The organism is Streptomyces sp. NPDC051105, assembly GCF_040682795.1.
GTDB lineage: Bacteria > Actinomycetota > Actinomycetes > Streptomycetales > Streptomycetaceae > Streptomyces.
The window spans coordinates 20,117-40,321 of sequence record NZ_JBFBBR010000007.1 but is presented as its reverse complement, the minus strand read 5'-3'; the positions used below and the strand labels follow the sequence as shown (position 1 = coordinate 40,321).

Here is a 20,205-nt window from a genome sequence, read left to right as displayed (position 1 = left end):
GTGCAAACGGGCGGACGTGCCCGCCGGACCGGGCCGCACCTCCCAGGAGGACGCCGTGCGCAGGGCCGATCGGCGAGACGGTACTTACCGGATCGGCTTGTCCGGACATAGCATCGGTCCCCGCATGAACACCATGACCCTCTGGCACATATCCGGCTGGGAGTTCGCCGCCCTGGCCCTCGCCGCGCTGCTCGTCGGCTTCTCCAAGACCGCCGTCAGCGGAGCCAACACCGTCAGCCTCGCCGTCTTCGCCGCGATCCTCCCGGCCCGCGCCTCCACCGGCGTCCTGCTCCCGATCCTGATCGCGGGCGACGTACTGGCCGTCGCCACCTACCGCAGGCACGCCCACTGGCCCACGCTGTGGCGGCTGTTCCCCGCGGTCGCGGCCGGTGTGGTGATCGGCACGCTGTTCCTGGTGTGGGCCGACGACCAGGTCGTACGGACCTCGATCGGCGCGATCCTGCTGCTGATGGCCGGTGTCACCCTGTGGCGCCGCCGCAAGGCCGGCGGCCCGGACGACCCGGACGCGGTCACCACCCGGGCGGGCCGGGTGAAGGCCCGTTCCTACGGGGTCCTCGGCGGCTTCACCACGATGGTCGCCAACGCGGGCGGCCCGGTGATGTCGCTCTACCTGCTGTCGGCCGGCTTCCGCAAGCTCGGCTTCCTGGGCACCTCGGCGTTCTTCTTCCTGATCGTGAACCTCTCCAAGGTCCCCTTCAGCGCCGGCCTGGGTCTGATCGACGGCGACTCACTGCTGCTCGACGCCGCGCTCGTGGTGTTCGTCGTGCCCGGCGCGCTCCTCGGCAAGTGGGCGGTGGAGCGGATCAACCAGCGGCTGTTCGAGCAGCTGGTCATCGCGGCGACGGTCGTCGGCGGTCTCCAGCTGCTCCTGCGCTAGCGGCTCCGGCAGCCCGGGAATGCGACCGGGGGAGGCGTTGTTACAGCCATCGTGATTGACATGCTCGGATCATTGATCTCGGGTGTGGGTGAAGGGAGAGGCTCATGGCACGCAGCACCTCGCGTCCCGTCGTCAGGCTGAAGTCGACGGCCGGGACCGGTGTCACCTATGTGACCCGCAAGAACCGCCGGAACGACCCCGACCGGCTGGTCCTGCGCAAGTACGACCCGGTGGCCGGCGCGCACGTGGATTTCCGCGAAGAGCGCTGAACCGCCCAGAACGACCGGGCCCGAACCCTCCGGAACCACCACCGGACCGAGGCCCCAGGAAGGAAACCCCATGAAGCCCCGCATCCATCCCGACTCCCGGCTCGTCGTCTTCCGCGACCGTGCCGCGGACGTAGCGTTCCTGACCCGCTCCACCGCCGACTCGTCCCGGACGGTCGAGTGGGAGGACGGCACCACGTACCCGGTGATCGACGTCGAGGTCTCGTCCGCGTCGCACCCCTTCTACACCGGCAGGTCGCGGGTCCTGGACAGTGCCGGCCGGGTGGAGCGTTTCGAACGCCGCTACGGCCGCACCGCCGCCGCCCGCAGCTGATCCGGCCCCGCGGCCGACCCGAGGAGAACAGAACGATGAAGGTACGCAAGTCCCTGCGCTCACTGAAGGCCAAGCCCGGCGCCCAGGTGGTCCGCCGACGCGGCGTGGTCTACGTGATCAACAAGAAGGACCCCCGCTTCAAGGCCCGCCAGGGCTGACGGGAGTCGCTTCCCACGACGGCCGCCCGGCTCCGCCGGGCGGCCGTCCCGCGTCCCGGGCCCGCTCAAGGGCGCCGTACGCTCGCCCCATGTCCCCGCACGTCCTGATCCTCGGCGGCACCACCGAGGCCCGCGAACTGGCCGCCGTGCTCGCCGCGCACCCCGGTGTCCGCGTCACGACCTCCTTGGCCGGGCGCGTCACCCGGCCGGGCGCGCTGGCAGGCGAGGTACGCGTCGGAGGCTTCGGCGGGGCGGAAGGCCTCGCCGACTGGCTGCGCGCACACCGCGTGGACGCCCTCGTGGACGCCACCCACCCCTTCGCGGAGACGATCACCGCGAACGCGGTCCTGGCCGCGGCACGGACCGGCGTCCCGGCCCTGGTGTTGCGCCGTCCGGGCTGGCGCCCCGGCGCCGGGGACCGCTGGCACCCGGTCGCGTCGCTGCCCGCCGCGGCGGACCTGCTGCCGCGCTTCGGCCCCAGGGTTCTCCTGACGACCGGACGTCTGGGCCTGTCCGCCTTCGCCCACCTGGCCGACCGGCACTTCGTCGTCCGCTCGGTGGATCCCCCCGCGCCCCCGCTGCCCCCGCACACCGAAGTGCTGCTGGCCCGCGGGCCGTTCACGGTGGCCGACGAGACCGCGCTGCTGCGCGAGAACCTGATCGACGTCCTGGTCACCAAGGACAGCGGGGGAGCGGCGACGGCCGCCAAGCTCACGGCGGCACGCGAACTGGGCGTGCCGGTGGTCGTCGTACGGCGGCCACCGCTGCCGGCGGGGGCGACGGCGGTGCCTGATGTGGCGGCCGTACTGGAACGACTGGCGCTCGGCCCGGCGTGACGGCCGGGGCCTGGGTCCGGCCGGGGCGTGACGGCCGGGGCCAGAGTCCGGCCGGGGGCGGGAACACACCGAGCCCGACCGGGGCCTTCGGGGCCCGCGGCCAGGCCGACAGCAGGTTGCCCGACCATGGCCGCCGAGGCCCACGCCCACTTGCTCACAACCCCGGGTGACGGCGCAGCAGATACGTGTCCATGATCCACCCCTTGCGCTGCCGGGCCTCGGCCCGCAGCCGCTCGATACGCGGACCGGCCTCGGCGAGCGGACCGGAGACCAGGATCTCGTCGGGGGTGCCGAGGTAGGCGCCCCAGTAGATGTCGATGTCCTGGTCCGCGTACTGACGGAAGGCCTGGTGGGCGTCCAGCATCACGACCACGTCGTCGACGCCGTCCGGGAGCCCCTCGGCGAGCCGCCGTCCGGTGGTGATCTGCACCGGCCGGGCCACCCGGTTCAGTCCTGTGCGATGGCGGGCCACCAGCGCCGAGACACTGCTGATCCCGGGCACCACGTCGTACTCGAAGGTCACCGCGCCGCGGGCCAGTACCTCTTCCAGGATCGCGAGCGTGCTGTCGTACAACGAGGGATCGCCCCACACCAGGAAGGCACCGGTCTGCTCCGCCCCGAGCTCCTCGCGGATCAGCCGCTCGTAGATGTCCGCGCGGGCGCTGCGCCAGTCCCCGACGGCCGGCGAGTACGCCCCGCCGCTCGCGGCCCGGTCGCGGTCCGGGTCCCGCGCCTCCACCAACCGGTAGCCGCCGTCGGGTATGTGCGTGTCGAGCATGTCCCGGCGCAGCTGGGTCAGATCGCTCTTGACCTCGCCCTTGTCGAGGAGGAAGAACACGTCCGTGCTCTGCAGCGCCCGGACGCCCTGGAGGGTGAGCTGGTCGGGGTCGCCCGCACCGATACCGATGACATGAATCTTTCGCACGCCCCCGAGTCTGCCGCATGCCACTGACAGCGGGTCCCCCGGTGCTACCGGGTGCCACGCAACCGCGGCGCCTCGGCCCCGGCCTCGACGCTCCCGGCACCGCTGTCCACCCGCCCGGCCAGCTCCCGCGCCCACTCGGCGAGTCCGTCGAGCTCCATGCCGTACGGCCGCCGGACCCCGCTGCCGGCCGCCCACTCCTCGATCGCGCCCGCGCCGCGCCGCAGCAGCCGCGTTCCGCCGGTCAGGTTCCCCCGGGCCGCGTGCGTGAGCCCCACGGCCAGCTGGGCCAGCCCCCGCCACAGCGTCTGTTCCTCCTCGGGCCCGGATTTCCAGGCGTCCTCGAACACCTCGTGCGCGTGGAAGGGCTTCCCGGCGTCCAGCAGCGCCTGCGCCTCGACGACGGTCTCCTGCGGAGTCCGTACGACGCCCTCGGCCTGCCGCTCCACGCCCGGCGCGCCGTACGGCAGCGGCCGCCCCAGCCCGTCCCGCGGCCGCGCGCTGCGCGCCCGCCCCTCGGCGTCCCGGTCCCGTGCCCCTGCCCCGGCGTTTCCCATACGGCCCATACGACCGATTGTCCCTCCCCTCCGCTCGCCCTCCCCTCCCCCTCCCCTCCCCTCGCCCTCCCCTCGTCCTCCCCTCGCCCTCTTTCGGGCCGCACGGGGACGTGGGGTAAAGTGCTGTTCGCGTGATCACGCGGGTCACCGCGAGTGAGCGCACCGGGACGTGGCGCAGCTTGGTAGCGCACTTGACTGGGGGTCAAGGGGTCGCAGGTTCAAATCCTGTCGTCCCGACTGGAGACAGTCGCAGGTCAGGGCCGGTTTCGGAGGCATCCGAAACCGGCCCTTGATCATTCTTGGGGACCAGTTGGGGACCGGCGCCCTTGACCCAGGTCAGCGGGTCACGACGATCGGGCTCGGCAGCGAGCGCGGTGCGCGCAGCACGCTGAGGTGCGCGGAGAGGGCCGCTCCAGCGGCCGTGATCTTGTGTACGTCCTAGTGCAGGTAGCGCTGGGTGGTGGTCAGGGAGCCGTGGCCGGCGATCCGGCGGAGGACGTGTACCTGGACTCCGGCGTCGGCGAACCAGGTCAGTCCGGTGTGCCGGAGGTCGTGGCGGCGCAGGTGCTCGTAGCCGAGCTTGGTGACCACGTCGTCCCAGTGTGTGGCGTCGCGCAGGACGTCGGTGGAGATGCGTCCGCCGCGCGGGCCGGTGAACAGGCGGGCATCGGGATTCGGGCCGGCGGACAGGACGCGCTGGGCGACGAGGGGACGGATCTTTTCGACGATGGGCACCTTGCGGGCCCGCTTGCCCTTGGTGCCGTTGTCGGTCAGCCCGCCGGGTGCGGGTGTGGTCTGGCGCCGCACGGTCCAGAAACGACGGACCGTCTCCCGTCCCAGGTTCACGGGCGTCGCCCTGAGCAGGCGGACGCCCGTGAACCTCCGTTGTGCCCTACCGCCCGGTCCGCAGGACGAAGTCACGGACCGCGTCCGCGAACAGCTCGGGCTCCTCGATGTGCCCCATGTGCCCGCTGTTCTCCAGCACGAGCAACTGCGAGTCGGGGATCAGCTCGTCCAGTTCGTACGCCCAGCGCGGCCCGCAGATCACGTCGTGCCGGCCGACGACGACCAGAGCCGGCGGCTCCAGCCCCTTCAGCGCGGCCCGGTCGTCGATGACCTCCGGTACGAGGTCCTCGTCCAGGCCCGAGATGTACGTGGCCCGGACCGCGTCCCGGAAGGGCGCCAACTGCTCCTCGTTGCCCCAGTAGTCGGCGAAGTAGCAGGGCAGCACACCGCGCGCGACCGCCACGGTCTGCTCGTCGCTGGAGATGTCGGCCATGGCACCGAACGCGGTCAGCAGTCCCGGCAGCCCGGGGTGGCCCGCGTGCTGGGCGACGTACGCCTCCACCATGCGGCTCGCCTCCGCGCCGTGTTCGGGCCCGGTGACGGGGGCGCCTTCGTACAGCACGACGCCCGACACCTGCTCGGGGCGGTGCAGTGCGTGATAGGCGGCCACGAACGCGCCGTGCGAGTGCCCGAGCAGATGCACCCGGGGCACCCCGAGCCGGTTGATCAGTACCTGAAGGAAGCGGCTGTACCGCTCGCGGGTGTATCCGTGCGGATGCGAGGGCATGAGGCCGTAGGCGCCGGAGGAGGCGTTGACGTCCGGGCGCCGACGACAACGCCCTCGGCGTGGCGGTCCTGCTGGAGACGGCCCGCCTGCTGGCCGAGGCGCCGGTGTCCGCGCGCGTCGTCCTGGCCGTGTTCGACATGGAGGAACCCGGACTGATCGGGGCCCGGCAGGCAGCCCGCGAACTGGGCCGGGACGGCGGGGTACGGGGAATGATCTGCCTGGAGTCCGTCGGCTACTTCGCGGACACCCCTGGTACCCAGAAACTGCCCGTCGGTTTCGAGCGCGTTTTCCCCGAAGCGTCCGCCGCGGTGCGGGCGGGCGGCCACCGAGGTGACTTCACCCTCGTGGTCCACCGCCGTTCCGCGACCGCGGCGGCCAGGACATGGCAGCGGGCCGCCGCGGTGGCCTCCCCGTCGCTCCCCGCCCTGCTGCTGCGGGACCCACGACCCGATGGCCTGCTCGGACTGCTCATCGGGTTGGCCGTCCCCCCCGGCCAACCATCTGGGGCGCAGCGACCATGCCCCGTTCTGGAACCGTGGGGTTCCCGCGCTGATGCTCACGGACACCGCGAACTTCCGCAATCCGCACTACACCGGTCGACGGATGTGCCGAGGACCCCCGACTACGACCGTCTGACCACGGTCACCGCGGTCACCGCCGCCACCGCCCTGACCGCCATGTCGTGGCCCGAGCCGGAGAGCACGGCACGCTCCCGGCGCTGAACCCGGGGCTGGACGCGGTCAGTCGCAGTGGGCCTGCGGCTCCTGGAGCAGATCCGCGGTCGCGGCATCCCAGTCGGTCTCGTCGAGCTCGGCCTCGGCGGGCACCACCTCGTAGGTGTCAGCCAGCCACTCCGCCAGCGGCGGGACGGGTAGCTCGAACAGAGCAGCGGTGTCCCGGGACGTCAGCTGCAGCCGTGCGGTGGCGCGGTCGGCGGGGTAGGACGGCCAGAGCTGGACGTCACCGAAACCGCTCACCGAGTAGAGCCCTTGGTGGAGAAGATCGCGGCTGATCCGCCACAGGACGCAGGGGCCGCCCTCGATGGCCAGCTCCACGGACACGACCCAGGGCGCGTCCGGGTCGAACCGGAATTCGGCGCGTACGGTCTGCCGGGTGGTGAGGTCCAGCACTCGCTCGATGTCCAGGACCAGCTCGGAGCGACCGTGCGATACCGCTTGGCAGGTCTGTCGATCTGATTGGTTGCCGATCATGACGAGTTGGTCCCTCTCTGTGGCGGAAGCTGGTCTCGTCCACTGTTGCCGCCACGAGAGCGACGTACATAAGTAACTTGACCGGCGAACTTCACCGACGTGGGCACCGAGCACAGTGCCGGGCAGCCCTCGGGCGCTGCTCCAGACGGACCCGTGTCCGCTTGCGGCGGCCTGGAAAGGGTGCCCGGCACGGGCTGTTCGGCGCGGTCAGCCACCACGGACCATGAACATTAAGTCATTCGACTGTCGCCCTTGACCTGCCCCTGAACGATGCTGAAACAGTCGCCCGCGTGCCGGTGCCGGGTGGTCGTCGTGCTCGGAGGAAGCAGCCGTGAACCGTACCCCCGTCGTCTTCATCCATGGTGCGTGGCTTCACGCGCTGTCATGGGAGTCGTGGGCGGAGCGTTTCGCCAGCCGGGGCTTTCTCGCTTTCACGCCGGGCTGGCCTGGGGAGCCGTTCACCGTGGGGGAGATGCGGAAGTCCGCCGACCGGCTCACCGATGTCGGCCTGGACCTGCTGACGGACCACTACGCCAAAATCGTAGACTCGTTTGATATTGCGCCGGTGCTCATCGGCCACTCGGTGGGCGGGCTGATCGTCCAGCACCTCATCGGCGCCAACATCGGTCAGGCCGGGGTGGCCATCGCCCCCGCTCCGGTCAACGACATCGCGCTGCCCGCCCCGCCGGCCGGGCTGTGGCACCCCGGCCAGACCGACGGCACTGATCCACTGGTCTCCCTGTCCTCGGATCAGTTCCATCGCCTCTTCGCGAACACGGTCACCGCTGAGGAGTCCGCCCGGCTGTACGAACGCTATGCCGTGCCGACGCCCCGCCGGCTGCTCGCCGACCTCGGCTGTGCCGACTCGGCGCGCAGCCCGCGCGCGGTGGCGGACGTCGGCAACGCGGGCCGCGGCCCGCTCCTGCTGATCTCGGGACAGGAGGATCTGCTGGTGCCCGACGCCGCCACGCGCGCGGCGTACAAGCAGTACGGCGACTCCCTGGCCGTGACCGACCTCAAGCAGTTCGCGGACCGCGCGCACTCACTGACCATCGACAACGGATGGAGGTTCGTCGCGGACTACGTGCTCGGCTGGCTCGAGGAACTCGGCCTGCGGGCCCACCCCTTGTAGGAACCCAGAAGGTCGCACTCACACGTTCTGGTCGTCGGGAATCCTGGCCAGTGCGTCGCGCAGGGCGGCGCGGGAGGTGATGCCGAGTTTGGGGAAGACCCGGTACAGGTGTGAGCTGACGGTGCGCGGAGAGAGGTGCATGCGTTCGCCGATCTCCTTGTTGGTCAGGCCGCTCGCGGCGAGGTCGGCGATCCGGCGTTCCTGCCAAGTCAGCTCGGCCAGTTGCGTGGTCGCGCGGGTGACGAGGCCGGAGACGCGGAGTTCGGCGTGGGCGCGTTCGGCCCAGGTGGCCGCGCCGAGGCGTTGGAAGGTCTGGGCGGCGAGGGTGAGTGAATGCCGGGCGGTTTTGGGTCCGTGGGTGTGGCGTTGGCGGATGCCGTGGGCGAGGTGGATGCGGGCGAGTTCGTAGGGGAAGTGGTGGGCGTGGGGGTGGGTTTGGGCTTGGTGGTAGTAGTGGTCGGCTTGGGTGGGGTCGGGGGTGGTCATCGCGAGGGCGCCGTAGGTGGTGAGGGCGAGGCGGGGGCTGATGTGGGCCAGGCCTGCGTGGTGTGCGGCTTGGGCGTGTTGGTGGGCTTGTTGGGTGCGTCCGGTGTGGAGGGCTGCTTCGACGAGGTCGAGGAGGGTGCGGGGGGCTTGGTGGGCGTAGGGGTGGAAGGTGCCGGGGGGTGTGATGCCGATGGCGTGGAGGTAGGCGGCTTCGTAGTCGCCTTCGGCGAGGGCGGCGGTGGTGCCGATGGTGTCGGTGATCTGGGTGAGGAAGCCGATGCCGCGGGGTCGGGCCCAGGCGTCGACGGTGGCCTGGAGTTTTCGGGCGTGCTCGACCTGGCCCCGCAACGCCGCCAACAACCCCAAGTAGGCATGCGTGTGGTGGACGAACAGCGCGTGCTTGTGTGTCGTCGTCAGCTCCAGGCATCGCTGCCCGGTCCGCTCTGCCTCGTCCCACTCACCCACCGCGATCTGGTCCAGCATGATCAGATGCAGCATGGTCATGGCGTCTGCCATGGCGCCCGTCTCGATCTCGCGGTCCACCATGCGCTGAAGATGCGGCCGGTACTGGCTGAGCGTGTCCACGTGATAGGCGGCGACAGCCAGCCGCGTGACATCCCACGGCTCCAGGTCCGCAAGGCGGGCGAACTCACGCTCCAGCCGTTCGTGCACCCCAGCCCCGCGCAGGACCACGTCACCCCAAGCGTCCTGGTAGATACGCGAGTGCGTGGGCACCGCGTCACCCAGGCTGTCCAGCAACTCGTGGACCCGCAGCCACCACGCCTCGTCACTGCCGTACTGACTGATGGCCAGCAGCAGGTCGATCAGCCGTGTGAGCACCTCGTCCGGCTCCTGGATCCCACGGTCGCGCAGACTCTCGATCGCCGTGAAGACCTGGTGCTGCGAGGACCGGATGTCCCCGTCCTCGAAGAAGGCGACATAGCCCGATGTGACCACGGAGTCCGGGGAGCCGCCGGTGTCAGCGCCGGCACCTGCGCGGACCAGCTGCCGTGCCTGGTCCAACCGGCCCGAGTGCCCGGCGACGTAGGCCGCGCTGCCCAGTCTGCGGGACCGCTCCTGGGGGGTTTCGCTCAGTTCGGCGGCGCGGGTCAGCCAGGCCACGGCGGCGACCGCGCCACCGCGCCGGGTGGCGGACTCGGCGGCCGCTTCCAGGGCCGCGGCGACCCCCTCGTCCGGGTCGACGGTCGATGCCGCCAGGTGCGTGGCCCGGCGTTCGATGTCGTCACGATGCACGTCCGCGAGTACGGCATGCGCCGCACGCCGCTCGTTCGGAGTCGCCGTCTGCACCACCGACGACCGCACCAGCGGATGCCGGAAGACGAAGTCACCGCTCAGCGGGTCGACCTCGAGCAGCCCGTATTCCGTGGCCTCGTCGGCGTCGACCATCCGGTACCGGCCACCCCTGGCCTGACCGGCCGCCGTACCGGCCCCGACACCGTCCAGGGCACCGCGCAGCAGTTCCGCGCGGACGGCGTCGCTCAGAGCCTTGATCCGGGCGCCGTAGACCTGTTGCAGGCGTTGCGGCAGGGGGATGCCGGTGTAGCCGAAGGGCTCCTCCTGCGTATGCCCCGTTCGGCTGCCGCGCACGTAAGGAGGCAGTTCCAGCAGGGCCAGCGGATTGCCCTGAGCCTCGGCCAGGACCAGGTGGCGCACGCGGGGGGCGAGCCCGGGGTGGTGTAGGTCCAGCATCTGCTCGGAGGCCTTCTCCGACAGCGTGGTCACCGCCAGTTCCGGCAGCGCGGCGGTGTCGAAGCCCGAGGGCACGCCTGCCCGCAGGACGACGACGAGCTTCACCGAGCTGCCGGTGAGCCGGCGCCCCACGAAACCGATCACCTCGGTGCTGGAGTCGTCCAGCCACTGCCCGTCGTCCAGAACCAGCAGCAGCGGATGCTGGGAGGCGGCCAGGGAGAGCAGATCGAGGACGGCGATGCCGAGGGTCATGACCGACGGGGGAGTGCCTTCGCTCCTGCCGAAGACGACGTCGAAGGCCTTGCGGTGGACCTCGTCCAGCCGGTCGATGTAGGCCAGCAGCGGATACAGGAACTGGTGCAGACCGGCGAACGGAAGCTCCGACTCCGCCTCCACTCCGGCCGCCCGGATCACCCGGTACTGCTCGGCCGCCGCGAGCTGCGACACATGTCCCAGCAGCGCGCTCTTGCCCACACCCGAGTCACCCCGCAGCACGAGCGCCCTGCCTCCGGGTGCCGTCACGAACGCGGAGAGCACCTCCTGCTCGCTGTCGCGTCCGATCATGGTCCCGACCACTGACTCCACCGTCCCCCACTCCCTTCCCCGATGAACCAGTCCGGCCCGAACACTCTCGCATCCAGGCGCATGGATCACGCCAAATCATTTGTGAGGGTACGTTGTTGTCCCTCCCTGCCGTGGTGACAGGTGTCCCCGCGGTCGGCCGCCCGGACTCGAGGGTGGTGCGTGCCCGCAACCGATCTCGGACGGCTGCGCAGGGGACAGCGCGCCTGGTGGACGGTCCGGCACTCCTCGGTGTGATCCCCGACGGCGAGCGGTCGTACCCGTGATACGTCCGACCGTCCGCCTCTTCACACCTCCCGCAGAAGATTAGAACGCACGGAAGAATCCGTCAGCCGCTGTGGCCGAAAAAGTTGTTGTTGTACGGCTGGCCCCCATGCGTAGAGGTGCTGTCTGTAGGGCTGGCTGGCCCTACGACCGGTGGATTCCGCACCGCACCAGGCACCTCACCGGAAGCGGGTGTGTACCTTCTGCCACGAGACATGTCTGTCGCGGAACCGGGACGCTGGTGTTCCGCGGCCGGGTGCCCCGCAGCCAGTGGGAGGTGATGCGGGCGCCGTTCCAGGACGGGGACTTCCCCGGCCCGGTGAAGTACGGCTACCTCAATGTCGGAGAGGTCGAGGGAGGCCCCGCGGCTCTTGTCGGGCGCACGGTGTTCTGTCTCTTCCCGCATCAGACGCGGTACGTCGTGCCGGCCGCCGGCGTCACCGTCGTACCGGACGCGGTGCCCGCCGAGCGCGCCGTCCTCGCCGGCACCGTCGAGACCGCGGTGAACGCCCTGTGGGATGCCGCGCCCTGGTCGGGGACCGGATCGCGGTGGTCGGCGGCGGCATGGTCGGCAGCTCGGTGGCGGCCCTGCCGGCCAGGTTCCCCGGTGTACGGGTGCAGTTGGTGGACGCCGACCCGGGCGGCCCAAGACCGCGAAGGCGCTCGGCGTCGACTTCGCCGCGCCGTCCCAGGCGCTGGGGGAGTGCGATCTCGTCATCCATGCCAGCGCCACCGAACAGGGCCTCGCCCGCTCCCTGGGAACTGCTCCGGGCCGAGGGCACCGTGGTCGACCTGAGCTGGTACGGCGACCGGCGCATCGCCCTTCCGCTCGGCGAGGGCTTCCACTCCCGCCGCCTCACCCTGCGCAGCAGCCAGGTCGGGACCGTCTCCCCGGCCCGCGCCGACCGCACCTACGCCGACCGGCCCGCCCTCGCCCTCGAACTGCTCGCCGACCCGGCGTTGGACGCCCTGATCACCGGCGAGAGCCGGTTCGAGGAGCTTCCCGAGGTGCTGCCCGGCCTGGCCTCGGGTGACATTCCTTCGTTGTGCCACCGCATCCGGTACGCGGACTGAACCGGCTCAACCCGCTGAACCGGCCGTAAGCAGCTCCCGATCTCCTGCCCGGCTCCCGCCCGAAGCGACGACTAAGACACATGTGAGGTAGGCTCACACGTATCTACCTGTGCGTGTGTACGGACGCACAGGCGGGCCCGAGAGGCGTCCGCTGGGGAGCGAGGTGACATGAACTGGGTCGACCGAGCGTTGTGCCGGACGCAGCCGGACCGGATGTTCGTCGTGGGAACCGCCCAGAAAGAGGCCAAGACCCTCTGCCTGGACTGCCCCGTGCGGCTCGACTGCCTCGCCCATGCCCTCGACCACCGTGAGGAGTACGGGGTTTGGGGCGCGATGGCCGAGCGGGAGCGTCGTGCAGGCCGACCGCGATCCCGCGGCCCTGCGCATGGCTCTGCGCGTCAACCCCGAGCTGACCGACACGAAGACCGACCCGGACCGGATGCCGGAGGCGGGCACTCTCACCCAGTACATCGACTACGCGTGTGCCGCCGCCGAGGCGGGCGTGCGCGAACTCTTCGTGGACGTCGGGCAGATACCCGCCACGCTCGCCGAACGCGTCGACCTGGCGGGCCGTTTCCTCGAAGGAGTACGGCAGGGCTGAGCAGGTGCGGAATGTGGCGGCCGTTTCTTTGGTTTCTCGGGGCACCCACTCTTCGCCCCGCGATCTTTTCGCCCCCGCGATCTCTTCGCGCCCCCGATGGGAGAAACCTTGAAGCGCTCCACCGCCGCGAACGAACAGCCCCGACTCCGCCGCGTCCAACTGCCCGGTACCGTGCCGTCGCCCTCCATGGCGGCTCCGCGCCCACGGGACGCGGAGGAGAAGCTGGAGGCCGCCGAGACGGACACGGCTCGGCAGGTCGTGGAATGAGATGGGCGGCGGCGGTGTCCCTGTGAACAGCGTCGCCGCCCGCGCTGAAGGCCCTCGGCAGACACCTGAAGGAAGGTGTCTGCCGAGGGCCTTCGGTGTGTCAGGAGGTCCCAAGACCGTTCAGCAGGGTGTCGACGACCACGTCCGCGGCCTGGCCCGGGCTCAGTTCGGGCAGTTGCCGGGCCACCAGGTGCATCAGCTGCGGCAGCAGCGCGCTCGCCCAGCCCTGAGGCAGGCCGGGGCGCAGCACGCCCTCGTCCGTGGCGCGCTGGAGGAAGGCGTCGACCTCGTGGATGGAGGCGTCGCGGCGTGCGTGGACGCTGTCGTCGGCGAGCATGCGGGTGAGGTCGACGGGCCAGGTCCGGTTGACGGTGATGATGTTCTCGACGTAGCGGTGCAGGGCGACGGCGACGGGGGCTTCGCGCAGGCGGGCGTCCTCGATGGCGTGCTCGATGGCTGTGAGGCGGGCTTCGTAGATGGCGGCGAGGAGGTCGTCGCGGTTGGCGAAGCGCCGGTAGACGGTCCGCCGGTCGACACCGGCCTCGGCGGCGATGCTCGCGATGCTGGCGCCGGGGTCGGCGGCGAGCATACGTGCCCCGGTGGTCAGGACGGCTTCCAGATTGCGTGCTGCGTCGGCTCTCACCGGCCCGAGTCTAGTGCCGGAATGTGATGCCTGAGACATCTAACGCCTCTCGGGAGTAGAACCCTGCCCAGTAAGTGCTACATTCGAGTGACAGATCGCAGAGGTTTCGTCATTCTGGTGTTCCACTTCTGGGAAAGGCATCTTCCATGTCGAAGGCAACCGAGTCCTCATCACCCAAGGCAGGCGGGGTCGCCGCCGCGATGAGCTCGCTGGTCCTGGCCGTCCTGCTCGCGGCCCTGGACCAGACGATCGTCTCCACCGCCCTGCCCCGGATAGCGGAGGACCTGAACGGGTTCGACGACATCGCGTGGGTCAGCGCCGCATACCTGCTCGCCTCGACCGCGGTCACCCCGCTGTGGGGCAAGCTCGGCGACATGTTCGGCCGCAAGCGGCTCTACCTGGCCTCCACCTCGATCTTCCTGATCGCCTCGGTCGCCTGCGGCCTGGCCCAGAACCTGCCCGAGCTCATCGGCGCCCGCGTCCTCCAGGGCGTCGGAGGCGGCGGCATGATCGTGCTGACCTTCGCTCTCGTCGGCGACATCGTCGCCCCGAGCGAACGCGGCCGCTACCAGGGCATGTTCGGCTCGGTCTACGGCGTCGCCAGCATCGTCGGCCCCCTGCTCGGCGGCGTCTTCACCGACCAGCTCTCCTGGCGGTGGGCCTTCCTGGTCAACCTGCCCGTCGGCATCGTCGCCCTGACCATCGCCGCCCGCGCCCTGCCCGCGGCCACCCGGAGCACCAAGGCCCGCATCGACTACCTCGGCGCGGCCCTGCTGGCCGCCATCGCCACCGGCCTGGTCCTGGTCACCTCCTTCGGTGAGCGCTGGGGCTGGGGCTCACCGGCCATCGTGGGCCTGATCGTCGCCACCGTGGCGCTGGCCATGCTCCTGGTGCCCGTCGAGCGCCGCGCCACCGCCCCCGTCCTGCCGCCGGCCATGCTCGGCTCCCGGACCGTGGTGTTCTCCTCGCTGATCGGCTTCTTCGCCAACGCCGCCATGTTCGCCGTACTGGTCTACCTGCCGACCTACCTGCAGATCGTCCACGGCGTATCCGCCACCCTGTCCGGCGTCTTCATGCTGCCGCTGGTCGCCGGACTGGTCATCAGCCAGTCCCTGGCCGGACGCTGGGCCGCACGCGTCGAGCTGCTGCGGAAGATCCTGCTGGGCGGCCTGGTCGCCAACCTCGCCGGACTGCTTCTGCTCGGCACCATCGGCGCCGCCACCAGCACCCTCGTGCTGAGCGTCTACTTCCTGATCACCGGCGTCGGCATCGGCATGGTGCCGATGGTCGTCCTGACCACCGTCCAGAACAGCGTGCCCGCCGCCGATCTCGGCTCCGCCAGCGCCGTGGTCACCTTCGCCCGCTCCATCGGCGCGGCCTTCGGAGTCGCCGTCTTCGGCACCCTCCTCAACACCGGTTTCGCCGTCCGCACCCACGCCCTGCCCACCGCCAGCGGCTTCGACGCCGCCCGCCCCGACACCATCGGGCAGCTGCCCGGCGCCCTGCGCGACACCGCCCTGGACGCCTTCGCCCACGCCACCGCCACCGGCTACCTCTGGATCGCCCCCACCGTCGCGGTCGGCATCCTGCTCGCCCTCTTCCTCAAGCCGGCCCGCAAGGGCGGCGAGGCCGCTTCCACTCCCACCGCCGTCGCCGAGGAAACTGTCACCACCGCCTGACCGCGACACCCCTCGCCCTTCGACCGGTCGACGCCCCCACCGGGTGCCGGCCGGCGGCGTAAGCGGATTCCTACGGGGTGCCCTCCGAGAGCCGCTTGAGCTGGGCGAGCCAAAGGGAGTTCAACCGCTTCACCCACACCGGGGACGACACCTGGAGCGACTTGGCGCCGGGGCCGCGGACCACGTTCTCCGTCACCACCCGGGTGCCGCCCTCGACCGCGATGAGCAGCCACGCCTGGTACAGCTGCACCCCGGCGCCGATGCCCGACCAGCCGAGCCGGTGATGCGGCACATGCTCGCCCACGAAGATCTCGAACCGGTGCTGGTGGAACCACACCTCGAAGGTCCTGGCGAGCGGCCCGGCCCGCACCTCGGTGATGCCCGGCACCCACTCCGGCCACCGCGCCACGTCGCTGAGCAACCCGAAGGCCCTGGCGGGCGGGGCGTGCACGACGGCCTGCGCCTGGCAGAAACCGTGCGCCTGATCGGGGGAGAAGCCCGAGGGCCAATGGATGTCCGGATGGCTCTCCGACGCGCCGGGCATCCTGTTCCCCTTTCGTGGTGCAGGTGGCCTCAGGAACGGCCACCGGTCGAGGGCGGACCGGAAGGACGCCCTCCCGCCCCACTCTGGTCGCTCGACGCGGGCCCGACATAGGTCAAATGACTTGGGGAAACGCCAAACGGCCTGGGGACACATCAAAGAGCCTTGGGGGACCGCGAGGTCCGTTTCACTGGCCGCCGTCGTGCGCGTCGAGCTGCGACAGCGCGTCCCGCAGCGCGGCCCGCGAGGCGATGCCCAGCTTCGGATAGATCTGGTACAGGTGCGTGCCGATGGTCCGGTGGGACAGGAACAGCCGCTCGGCGATCTGCTTGTTCGTCAGTCCGGTCGCCGCGAGCCTTGCGATCTGCAGCTCCTGCGCGGTCAGCGCCACCGGTCCCGGCCGGGCCGCGGCGGGCGTGGACTGGCCACTGGCCCGCAGCTCCGCCACCGTACGCGTCACCCAGGGCTTGGCACCCAGCCGCTGGAAGGCCTCCAACGCCTGGGCCAGTTGCTCCCGGGAATCCGCCGTGGCCCGCAGCCGCCGCAGGCGTTCGCCGTAGAAGAGCCGCACCCGTGCCACGTCGAAGGGCCAGCGTTCCGGATCGGGCAGCGACAGCGCCTGCTCGAAGAGCGCCAGTCCCGGCCGACCGGGCGTGGTCAGCGCCTCGCAGGCCAGCACCAGCATCTCCAGCCGTAGCGACAGCGCGGCCATCGATGACGCGCGCATCGCCGCCGCGTGCGCCGCGGCCTCCTGCTCCCGGCCGGTACGGATGGCCGCCTCGACCAGGTCCATCGTGCCCCACAGGGCGATCTGCACGTACGGGGCCACTGTCCCGGGCGGGCTGAGCGTGCAGGCGTGCTGGTAGGCGGTCTCGAAATCGCCGCTGCCGAGCGCGGCCAACGCCCGCGCGTGACAGGCGAAGAACCGGGCGCCGTACGTCCCGCGCGGCATCGCCCACCGGACGATCTCCTCGGTCAGCGCGGCACTGGTCTCCGCGTCCCCCTGCACCGCCGCCACCGCCGCCTGGATGTACTGGAAGTACCAGGCGAAGAACCGGTAGTCGTGGTTCTCGCACAGGGTCAGCCCCTCGGCCGCCAGCTGCGCGGCGTCGTCCCACCGGCCCAGATGGAAGTAGTCCAGGCCCAGGTGCATCAGCGCACCCAGGTGCCGGCGCACCGGTGCGGTGCCGGCCCGGCCCTGTTCCACCAGCCGGCGCGTGGCCCCCCGGAAGTCCCCGAGCCGGTCGGCGAAGACCGAGGCGGTGCCGACCCGGATCACCCGGGTCGGGTCGTCGCCGACCGTGGCGATCAGCTCCGTCAGCCGCGGCAGTGCCGCCGCACCGGTGCGGGCCGGGTCGCCGAAGGTCTGGGTGATCACCCGGAGCAACTCCGGCGGCTCGGGAGTGAGCCGGTCCATGAACGCGAACATCGGCTCCCACAGCTTCGGATCACCGCCGTACCAGCACAGCAAGATCAGCAGATGGAGCGCCTCGATGAGCCCCTCGTCGGAGGCGTCGTAATGGTGCTCGGGCTCCGCGGACTCGATCGCGCCGATCAGCAGCCGGTAGGCGGTGTCGATGTCGCCGTCCCGGTTGATCAGCAAGAACGCGGATGCCGTCGCCGCGTGCAGCGACTGATGGCCGACCGGATGGACGAGCCGGGACTCGGCCAGCAGCCGGGTGGCGTCCTCCAGCTCGCCGCCGGAGTCCACGCCCACATAGGCCGCCACCGCCAGCCGGCGGCTCTCGTCCGATGCCGCCGGACTGAGCCCCGCGGACCGGGTCAGCGCCGCCACCGCGCCCAACGCGTCCCCGCGGCGCAGCCGGCAGCGCGCAGCCTCCTCCAGCAGGGCCGCGACCGTCTCGTCCGGGCCCGTCGCCGCCTCGCCCAGATGCCAGGCACGCCGCTCCAACTGGCCGCTGAGGACGTCCGCGAGCGCCCGATGGGCTCGCCTGCGTTCCGTCGCGGTCGCCAGCTCCACCACCGCGGAACCGATCAGCGGATGCCGGAACGACAGCCGGCGGTTGCCCGCGGAGACCGTCACCAGCCGGGCCTGCTCGGCGGGAACGAGGTCATCGACTTCGGCCCGGCCGGACGCCGCCGCCTTGACGGACGCGAGGTCCCCCGTCCCGTCGAGGGCCGCGAGCAGCAGCAGCTCACGGCTGCGCGCCGGCAGCTCCGCCACCCGCGACGCGAACAGCGCCTGCAACCGCTCGCTCAGCGGCAGCACGGCCGGCACCATCGCCAGCGTCGCCCGCTGCTCTGCCGAGAGCGCCACCGGCAACTCCACCAGCGCCAGCGGGTTGCCGCGCGCCTCGGCCGCGATACGGCGTCGTACGGCGGGGGAGACGTCCGGGTGCGCGAGGGCGAGCAGCTCGGTCGACGAAGCGTCGTCCAACGGCTCAAGGCGGTGCTCGGTCAGACCGCTGGACTCGAAGAAGCTCTCGGAGCCCTCACGGGAGGCGGCGAGAAAGCCGATCGTGCTGCCGACCAGCCGCCGGGCCACGAAACCGAGCACGGCGTTGGTCGCCCGGTCCAGCCACGGCAGGTCGTCGACGACGAGCAGCAGCGGCGTACGGGCCGCCGTCATCCGGAGCAGCAGCAGGACTGCCGTGGAGGTCAGCAGCCGGTCCGGCGCCGGACCGCTGCCGATGCCGACGGCGACCCGCAGGGCGTCGCGGTGGACGGGGTCCAGGACGTCGAAGTCGTCGAAGAGCGGCACGAGAAGCTGGTTGAGCCCGGCGTAGCTGATGTCCGCCTCGAACTGCACACCGGCCGCGCGCAGCACCCGGACGCCGTTGTGCGCGGCCCCGGTCGCCACCGCGTCGAGCACGGCGGTCTTGCCCACCCCGGCCTCGCCCGACAACAGCAGCGCGGCACCGTGGACCTCGGAGTTGCTGAAGAAGGAGTGGATGAAGGCGAGGTCCTTGTCCCGTCCGACCAGCCGTGTCGAGGCCGGGCAGATGGTCGAGTCCGGGTTATTCATCGAGCGGCCTCCAACGGCTGACGGCTGGAGGCCCGGTGACATCCGCCGACCCGGCTGCGCTGCACCTGGCTCCGTGCGGTCATGCAATCACTGCAGTCTAAAGGGCATCCAGATCATGCCCGCGCCGATCAGACCGGTGGGAACGGACGGTGAGAGGTCCGCTGGGGTTCTCTTTGAGTCAGCGATCCACAAAGCGTAGGGCTCCCCCTATGGTCCGGTGGTGAGGGGGTTCGGCATGCTGAAGGCATGTCCATCAACATCGTCGTCGTCGACGACGCCCATGGGTTCCGCCGCATCGCCACGACGCTGTTGACGGCACGTGGCCTGCGTGTCGTGGCGGAGTCCCAGGACGGTGCCTCGGGCTGGCCGCGGTGCGGGCTCATCGCCCCGACGGACTGCTGCTCGATCTGCACCTGTCCGACACCGACGCACCGGCCGTACCACCGCACGGTGCTGGAGGATCGTGAAGACGGCCACGAGCGCGGTCGACGTGGCAAGCCCGATGGCCGCCGCGAGCACCGCCTGCCGGCTGTTCGTCCCGGCGGCGTCGGTGTGCGCCGCGAGCTGCGCGCGCTCGTCCGCCATGTACTGGGCGAACTGCGCCCGCAAGGTGTCGACGCGCTCCTTGCCCTCGGTGGTCGTCTTCAGGGAGGACGCGGCGGGATCACCCCGCCGGACCATGTCGACCAGCGGGCCCGAGTAGTCCTTCAGAAAGGAGTCGACGCCCCGGGCGGTCCGTTCCGCCGTGCGCCGCTGATCCGGGGAGGTGGCGCTCTCGGTGAACCGCCGCGCTGCCGCGGGGAGCTGGGAGCGTGCCTGCTGCCATGGCTGGAGGAAGGTTTCGTGCTTGGTGATCACGAAGCCTCGCTGCCCGGTCTCGAGATCGAGGAGCAGCCGTTCCATGGTCCCGGCTTCGACGAGCGCCGTACGGGAGGCCCGGCGAGCGGAGGTGGAGCTGTTCGCGTCGGAGATCGCTCACAGCAGGACCGCGAACGCCACCCCGATCAGCAGGGCGAGCAGGCCACTCGCCGCCACCGTGAGGCTCGTCAGCCCCAGTCGTCGCCTTCTGTACTCCTGCTGCGCACTCATGCCCCGCCCACCATGGGAATCCTAGACACCTGAAGTGTGCAATGTATCTCCAGGCCGAGGGTATGCGTATCGAACGCACACACACCTCCTCGACCTATGCGCGGCTCGGCTGGTCGGTCCGGTTCGGCACCGGCCTGACCACCGCCGCGCCCGGCTCGGCGCAGAACATGTACCTGTGTGTCCCCGACATCGTGGCCACCAGGGACCGGCTGAACGCGCTGGGCGTCGAGGTCGGCGACTACTACCACACGGGCGGGCCCGCGCCGCGGTCCGGACTGCACCTCGAACGGGAGAGCTACCGCTCACACTTCCCGTTCCATGACCCGGACGGCCCGGTGGTACGCCGAGTACCCCACGAGTGAGCAGTAGGGCGCGTCAGGCCGCTCGGGTCGCTGG

At 71.0% G+C, this 20,205-nt stretch carries 19 protein-coding genes, 1 tRNA gene and 4 pseudogenes; 14 read left to right on the top strand and 10 right to left on the bottom strand.

The genetic code is table 11. From position 1 onward, the window contains the following. The first annotated feature begins 124 nt into the window (after positions 1–124). From AB0N16_RS18790 to AB0N16_RS18770, 5 genes are all read left to right on the top strand, one after another. Positions 125–898 (top strand): sulfite exporter TauE/SafE family protein, encoded by a 774-nt coding sequence (locus AB0N16_RS18790; protein WP_365797984.1) that lies wholly within the window; start codon positions 125–127, stop codon positions 896–898. A gap of 104 nt (positions 899–1,002) precedes the next feature. Beyond that, positions 1,003–1,167, top strand: a complete 165-nt coding sequence (gene rpmG, locus AB0N16_RS18785) for a 50S ribosomal protein L33 (RefSeq protein ID WP_365797982.1) — start codon at positions 1,003–1,005, stop codon at positions 1,165–1,167. Between the two features lie 70 nt (positions 1,168–1,237). Continuing rightward, positions 1,238–1,498 carry a type B 50S ribosomal protein L31 gene (locus tag AB0N16_RS18780; RefSeq protein ID WP_365797980.1) on the top strand — a complete coding sequence of 87 codons (261 nt, stop codon included), beginning with the start codon at positions 1,238–1,240 and terminating at the stop codon, positions 1,496–1,498. A gap of 35 nt (positions 1,499–1,533) precedes the next feature. Beyond that, positions 1,534–1,656, top strand: coding sequence for a type B 50S ribosomal protein L36 (ykgO, locus tag AB0N16_RS18775; RefSeq protein WP_046728129.1), 123 nt, complete (start codon positions 1,534–1,536; stop codon positions 1,654–1,656). A gap of 89 nt (positions 1,657–1,745) precedes the next feature. After that, on the top strand, positions 1,746–2,492 hold the full coding sequence (locus tag AB0N16_RS18770; RefSeq protein ID WP_365797978.1) for a cobalt-precorrin-6A reductase: 747 nt from the start codon (positions 1,746–1,748) through the stop codon (positions 2,490–2,492). Between the two features lie 154 nt (positions 2,493–2,646). On the opposite strand, the gene cobF is transcribed toward AB0N16_RS18770, so the two are convergent. Together cobF and AB0N16_RS18760 are read right to left on the bottom strand one after the other, a co-directional pair. Further along, complete coding sequence (gene cobF / locus AB0N16_RS18765; protein WP_365797976.1) at positions 2,647–3,417, bottom strand: precorrin-6A synthase (deacetylating); 771 nt, start codon at positions 3,415–3,417, stop codon at positions 2,647–2,649. Positions 3,418–3,461: 44 nt separating this feature from the next. Then, a complete protein-coding gene (locus AB0N16_RS18760) occupies positions 3,462–3,971 on the bottom strand; it encodes a DUF309 domain-containing protein (RefSeq protein ID WP_365798548.1) in 510 nt (169 codons plus the stop codon). Between the two features lie 163 nt (positions 3,972–4,134). Here AB0N16_RS18760 and AB0N16_RS18755 point away from each other — a divergent pair. Continuing rightward, positions 4,135–4,208, top strand: a tRNA-Pro gene (locus tag AB0N16_RS18755). A gap of 99 nt (positions 4,209–4,307) precedes the next feature. Here AB0N16_RS18755 and AB0N16_RS18750 read toward each other — a convergent pair. Beyond that, positions 4,308–4,784: pseudogene (locus tag AB0N16_RS18750) on the bottom strand (tyrosine-type recombinase/integrase); the annotation flags it as partial. A 79-nt stretch (positions 4,785–4,863) separates the two neighbouring features. Then, positions 4,864–5,544 (bottom strand): alpha/beta hydrolase, encoded by a 681-nt coding sequence (locus AB0N16_RS18745; RefSeq protein ID WP_365797974.1) that lies wholly within the window; start codon positions 5,542–5,544, stop codon positions 4,864–4,866. Positions 5,545–5,588: 44 nt separating this feature from the next. Between AB0N16_RS18745 and AB0N16_RS18740 the strand changes: the two are divergent. Then, positions 5,589–6,266: pseudogene (locus tag AB0N16_RS18740) on the top strand (M28 family peptidase); the annotation flags it as partial. 18 nt (positions 6,267–6,284) lie between these two features. Here AB0N16_RS18740 and AB0N16_RS18735 read toward each other — a convergent pair. Next, positions 6,285–6,755 (bottom strand): SsgA family sporulation/cell division regulator, encoded by a 471-nt coding sequence (locus tag AB0N16_RS18735; protein WP_365797972.1) that lies wholly within the window; start codon positions 6,753–6,755, stop codon positions 6,285–6,287. Between the two features lie 331 nt (positions 6,756–7,086). Between AB0N16_RS18735 and AB0N16_RS18730 the strand changes: the two genes are divergently transcribed. Next, entirely contained in the window at positions 7,087–7,887 is an 801-nt protein-coding gene (locus AB0N16_RS18730; RefSeq protein ID WP_365797970.1) for an alpha/beta fold hydrolase, read from the top strand. 18 nt (positions 7,888–7,905) lie between these two features. Here AB0N16_RS18730 and AB0N16_RS18725 read toward each other — a convergent pair whose 3' ends face one another. Then, positions 7,906–10,647 (bottom strand): LuxR family transcriptional regulator, encoded by a 2,742-nt coding sequence (locus AB0N16_RS18725; protein WP_365797968.1) that lies wholly within the window; start codon positions 10,645–10,647, stop codon positions 7,906–7,908. A gap of 439 nt (positions 10,648–11,086) precedes the next feature. Here AB0N16_RS18725 and AB0N16_RS18720 point away from each other — a divergent pair. The 4 genes and pseudogenes from AB0N16_RS18720 (at position 11,087) to AB0N16_RS18705 (ending at position 12,871) form a co-directional block, all read left to right on the top strand. After that, positions 11,087–12,003, top strand: a pseudogene (locus tag AB0N16_RS18720) (zinc-binding alcohol dehydrogenase). Positions 12,004–12,171: 168 nt separating this feature from the next. Beyond that, positions 12,172–12,360: pseudogene (locus tag AB0N16_RS18715) on the top strand (WhiB family transcriptional regulator); the annotation flags it as partial. Next, positions 12,356–12,604 (top strand): hypothetical protein, encoded by a 249-nt coding sequence (locus AB0N16_RS18710; protein ID WP_365797967.1) that lies wholly within the window; start codon positions 12,356–12,358, stop codon positions 12,602–12,604. The pseudogene AB0N16_RS18715 and the gene AB0N16_RS18710, both read left to right, overlap by 5 nt. Positions 12,605–12,712: 108 nt before the next feature. Beyond that, the gene (locus tag AB0N16_RS18705) at positions 12,713–12,871 is read left to right on the top strand and encodes a hypothetical protein (RefSeq protein ID WP_365797965.1); all 159 of its coding nucleotides are present in this window, start codon (positions 12,713–12,715) and stop codon (positions 12,869–12,871) included. A gap of 100 nt (positions 12,872–12,971) precedes the next feature. On the opposite strand, the gene AB0N16_RS18700 is transcribed toward AB0N16_RS18705, so the two are convergent. Further along, on the bottom strand, positions 12,972–13,460 hold the full coding sequence (locus AB0N16_RS18700; RefSeq protein WP_365798546.1) for a TetR/AcrR family transcriptional regulator: 489 nt from the start codon (positions 13,458–13,460) through the stop codon (positions 12,972–12,974). Between the two features lie 200 nt (positions 13,461–13,660). Between AB0N16_RS18700 and AB0N16_RS18695 the strand changes: the two genes are divergently transcribed. After that, the gene (locus tag AB0N16_RS18695) at positions 13,661–15,193 is read left to right on the top strand and encodes an MDR family MFS transporter (RefSeq protein WP_365797963.1); all 1,533 of its coding nucleotides are present in this window, start codon (positions 13,661–13,663) and stop codon (positions 15,191–15,193) included. 70 nt (positions 15,194–15,263) lie between these two features. Here AB0N16_RS18695 and AB0N16_RS18690 read toward each other — a convergent pair whose 3' ends face one another. The 3 genes from AB0N16_RS18690 to AB0N16_RS18680 form a co-directional block, all read right to left on the bottom strand. Beyond that, positions 15,264–15,737 carry an SRPBCC family protein gene (locus AB0N16_RS18690; RefSeq protein WP_365797961.1) on the bottom strand — a complete coding sequence of 158 codons (474 nt, stop codon included), beginning with the start codon at positions 15,735–15,737 and terminating at the stop codon, positions 15,264–15,266. 184 nt (positions 15,738–15,921) lie between these two features. Then, a complete protein-coding gene (locus AB0N16_RS18685) occupies positions 15,922–18,720 on the bottom strand; it encodes an AAA family ATPase (RefSeq protein ID WP_365797959.1) in 2,799 nt (932 codons plus the stop codon). 207 nt (positions 18,721–18,927) lie between these two features. Further along, a complete protein-coding gene (locus AB0N16_RS18680) occupies positions 18,928–19,692 on the bottom strand; it encodes a CHASE3 domain-containing protein (RefSeq protein WP_365798544.1) in 765 nt (254 codons plus the stop codon). Positions 19,693–19,871: 179 nt separating this feature from the next. On the opposite strand from AB0N16_RS18680, the gene AB0N16_RS18675 reads away from it, so the two are divergent. Further along, positions 19,872–20,171: a hypothetical protein gene (locus AB0N16_RS18675; protein WP_365797957.1), complete on the top strand. Its 300-nt coding sequence runs from the start codon at positions 19,872–19,874 to the stop codon at positions 20,169–20,171. Positions 20,172–20,205: the final 34 nt, after the last annotated feature.

What these genes read in the sequence shown, in the direction of transcription:
- AB0N16_RS18790 (WP_365797984.1), top strand. Translation starts at nt 125, where the DNA reads ATGAACACCATGACCCTCTGGCACATATCCGGCTGGGAGTTCGCCGCC.
- AB0N16_RS18700 (WP_365798546.1), bottom strand. Translation starts at nt 13,460, where the DNA reads ATGCTCGCCGCCGACCCCGGCGCCAGCATCGCGAGCATCGCCGCCGAG.
- rpmG (WP_365797982.1), top strand. Translation starts at nt 1,003, where the DNA reads ATGGCACGCAGCACCTCGCGTCCCGTCGTCAGGCTGAAGTCGACGGCC.
- AB0N16_RS18780 (WP_365797980.1), top strand. Translation starts at nt 1,238, where the DNA reads ATGAAGCCCCGCATCCATCCCGACTCCCGGCTCGTCGTCTTCCGCGAC.
- AB0N16_RS18695 (WP_365797963.1), top strand. Translation starts at nt 13,661, where the DNA reads ATGTCGAAGGCAACCGAGTCCTCATCACCCAAGGCAGGCGGGGTCGCC.
- AB0N16_RS18760 (WP_365798548.1), bottom strand. Translation starts at nt 3,971, where the DNA reads ATGGGAAACGCCGGGGCAGGGGCACGGGACCGGGACGCCGAGGGGCGG.
- AB0N16_RS18745 (WP_365797974.1), bottom strand. Translation starts at nt 5,544, where the DNA reads ATGCCCTCGCATCCGCACGGATACACCCGCGAGCGGTACAGCCGCTTC.
- ykgO (WP_046728129.1), top strand. Translation starts at nt 1,534, where the DNA reads ATGAAGGTACGCAAGTCCCTGCGCTCACTGAAGGCCAAGCCCGGCGCC.
- AB0N16_RS18685 (WP_365797959.1), bottom strand. Translation starts at nt 18,720, where the DNA reads ATGAATAACCCGGACTCGACCATCTGCCCGGCCTCGACACGGCTGGTC.
- AB0N16_RS18770 (WP_365797978.1), top strand. Translation starts at nt 1,746, where the DNA reads ATGTCCCCGCACGTCCTGATCCTCGGCGGCACCACCGAGGCCCGCGAA.
- AB0N16_RS18690 (WP_365797961.1), bottom strand. Translation starts at nt 15,737, where the DNA reads ATGCCCGGCGCGTCGGAGAGCCATCCGGACATCCATTGGCCCTCGGGC.
- AB0N16_RS18675 (WP_365797957.1), top strand. Translation starts at nt 19,872, where the DNA reads ATGCGTATCGAACGCACACACACCTCCTCGACCTATGCGCGGCTCGGC.
- AB0N16_RS18735 (WP_365797972.1), bottom strand. Translation starts at nt 6,755, where the DNA reads ATGATCGGCAACCAATCAGATCGACAGACCTGCCAAGCGGTATCGCAC.
- AB0N16_RS18725 (WP_365797968.1), bottom strand. Translation starts at nt 10,647, where the DNA reads ATGATCGGACGCGACAGCGAGCAGGAGGTGCTCTCCGCGTTCGTGACG.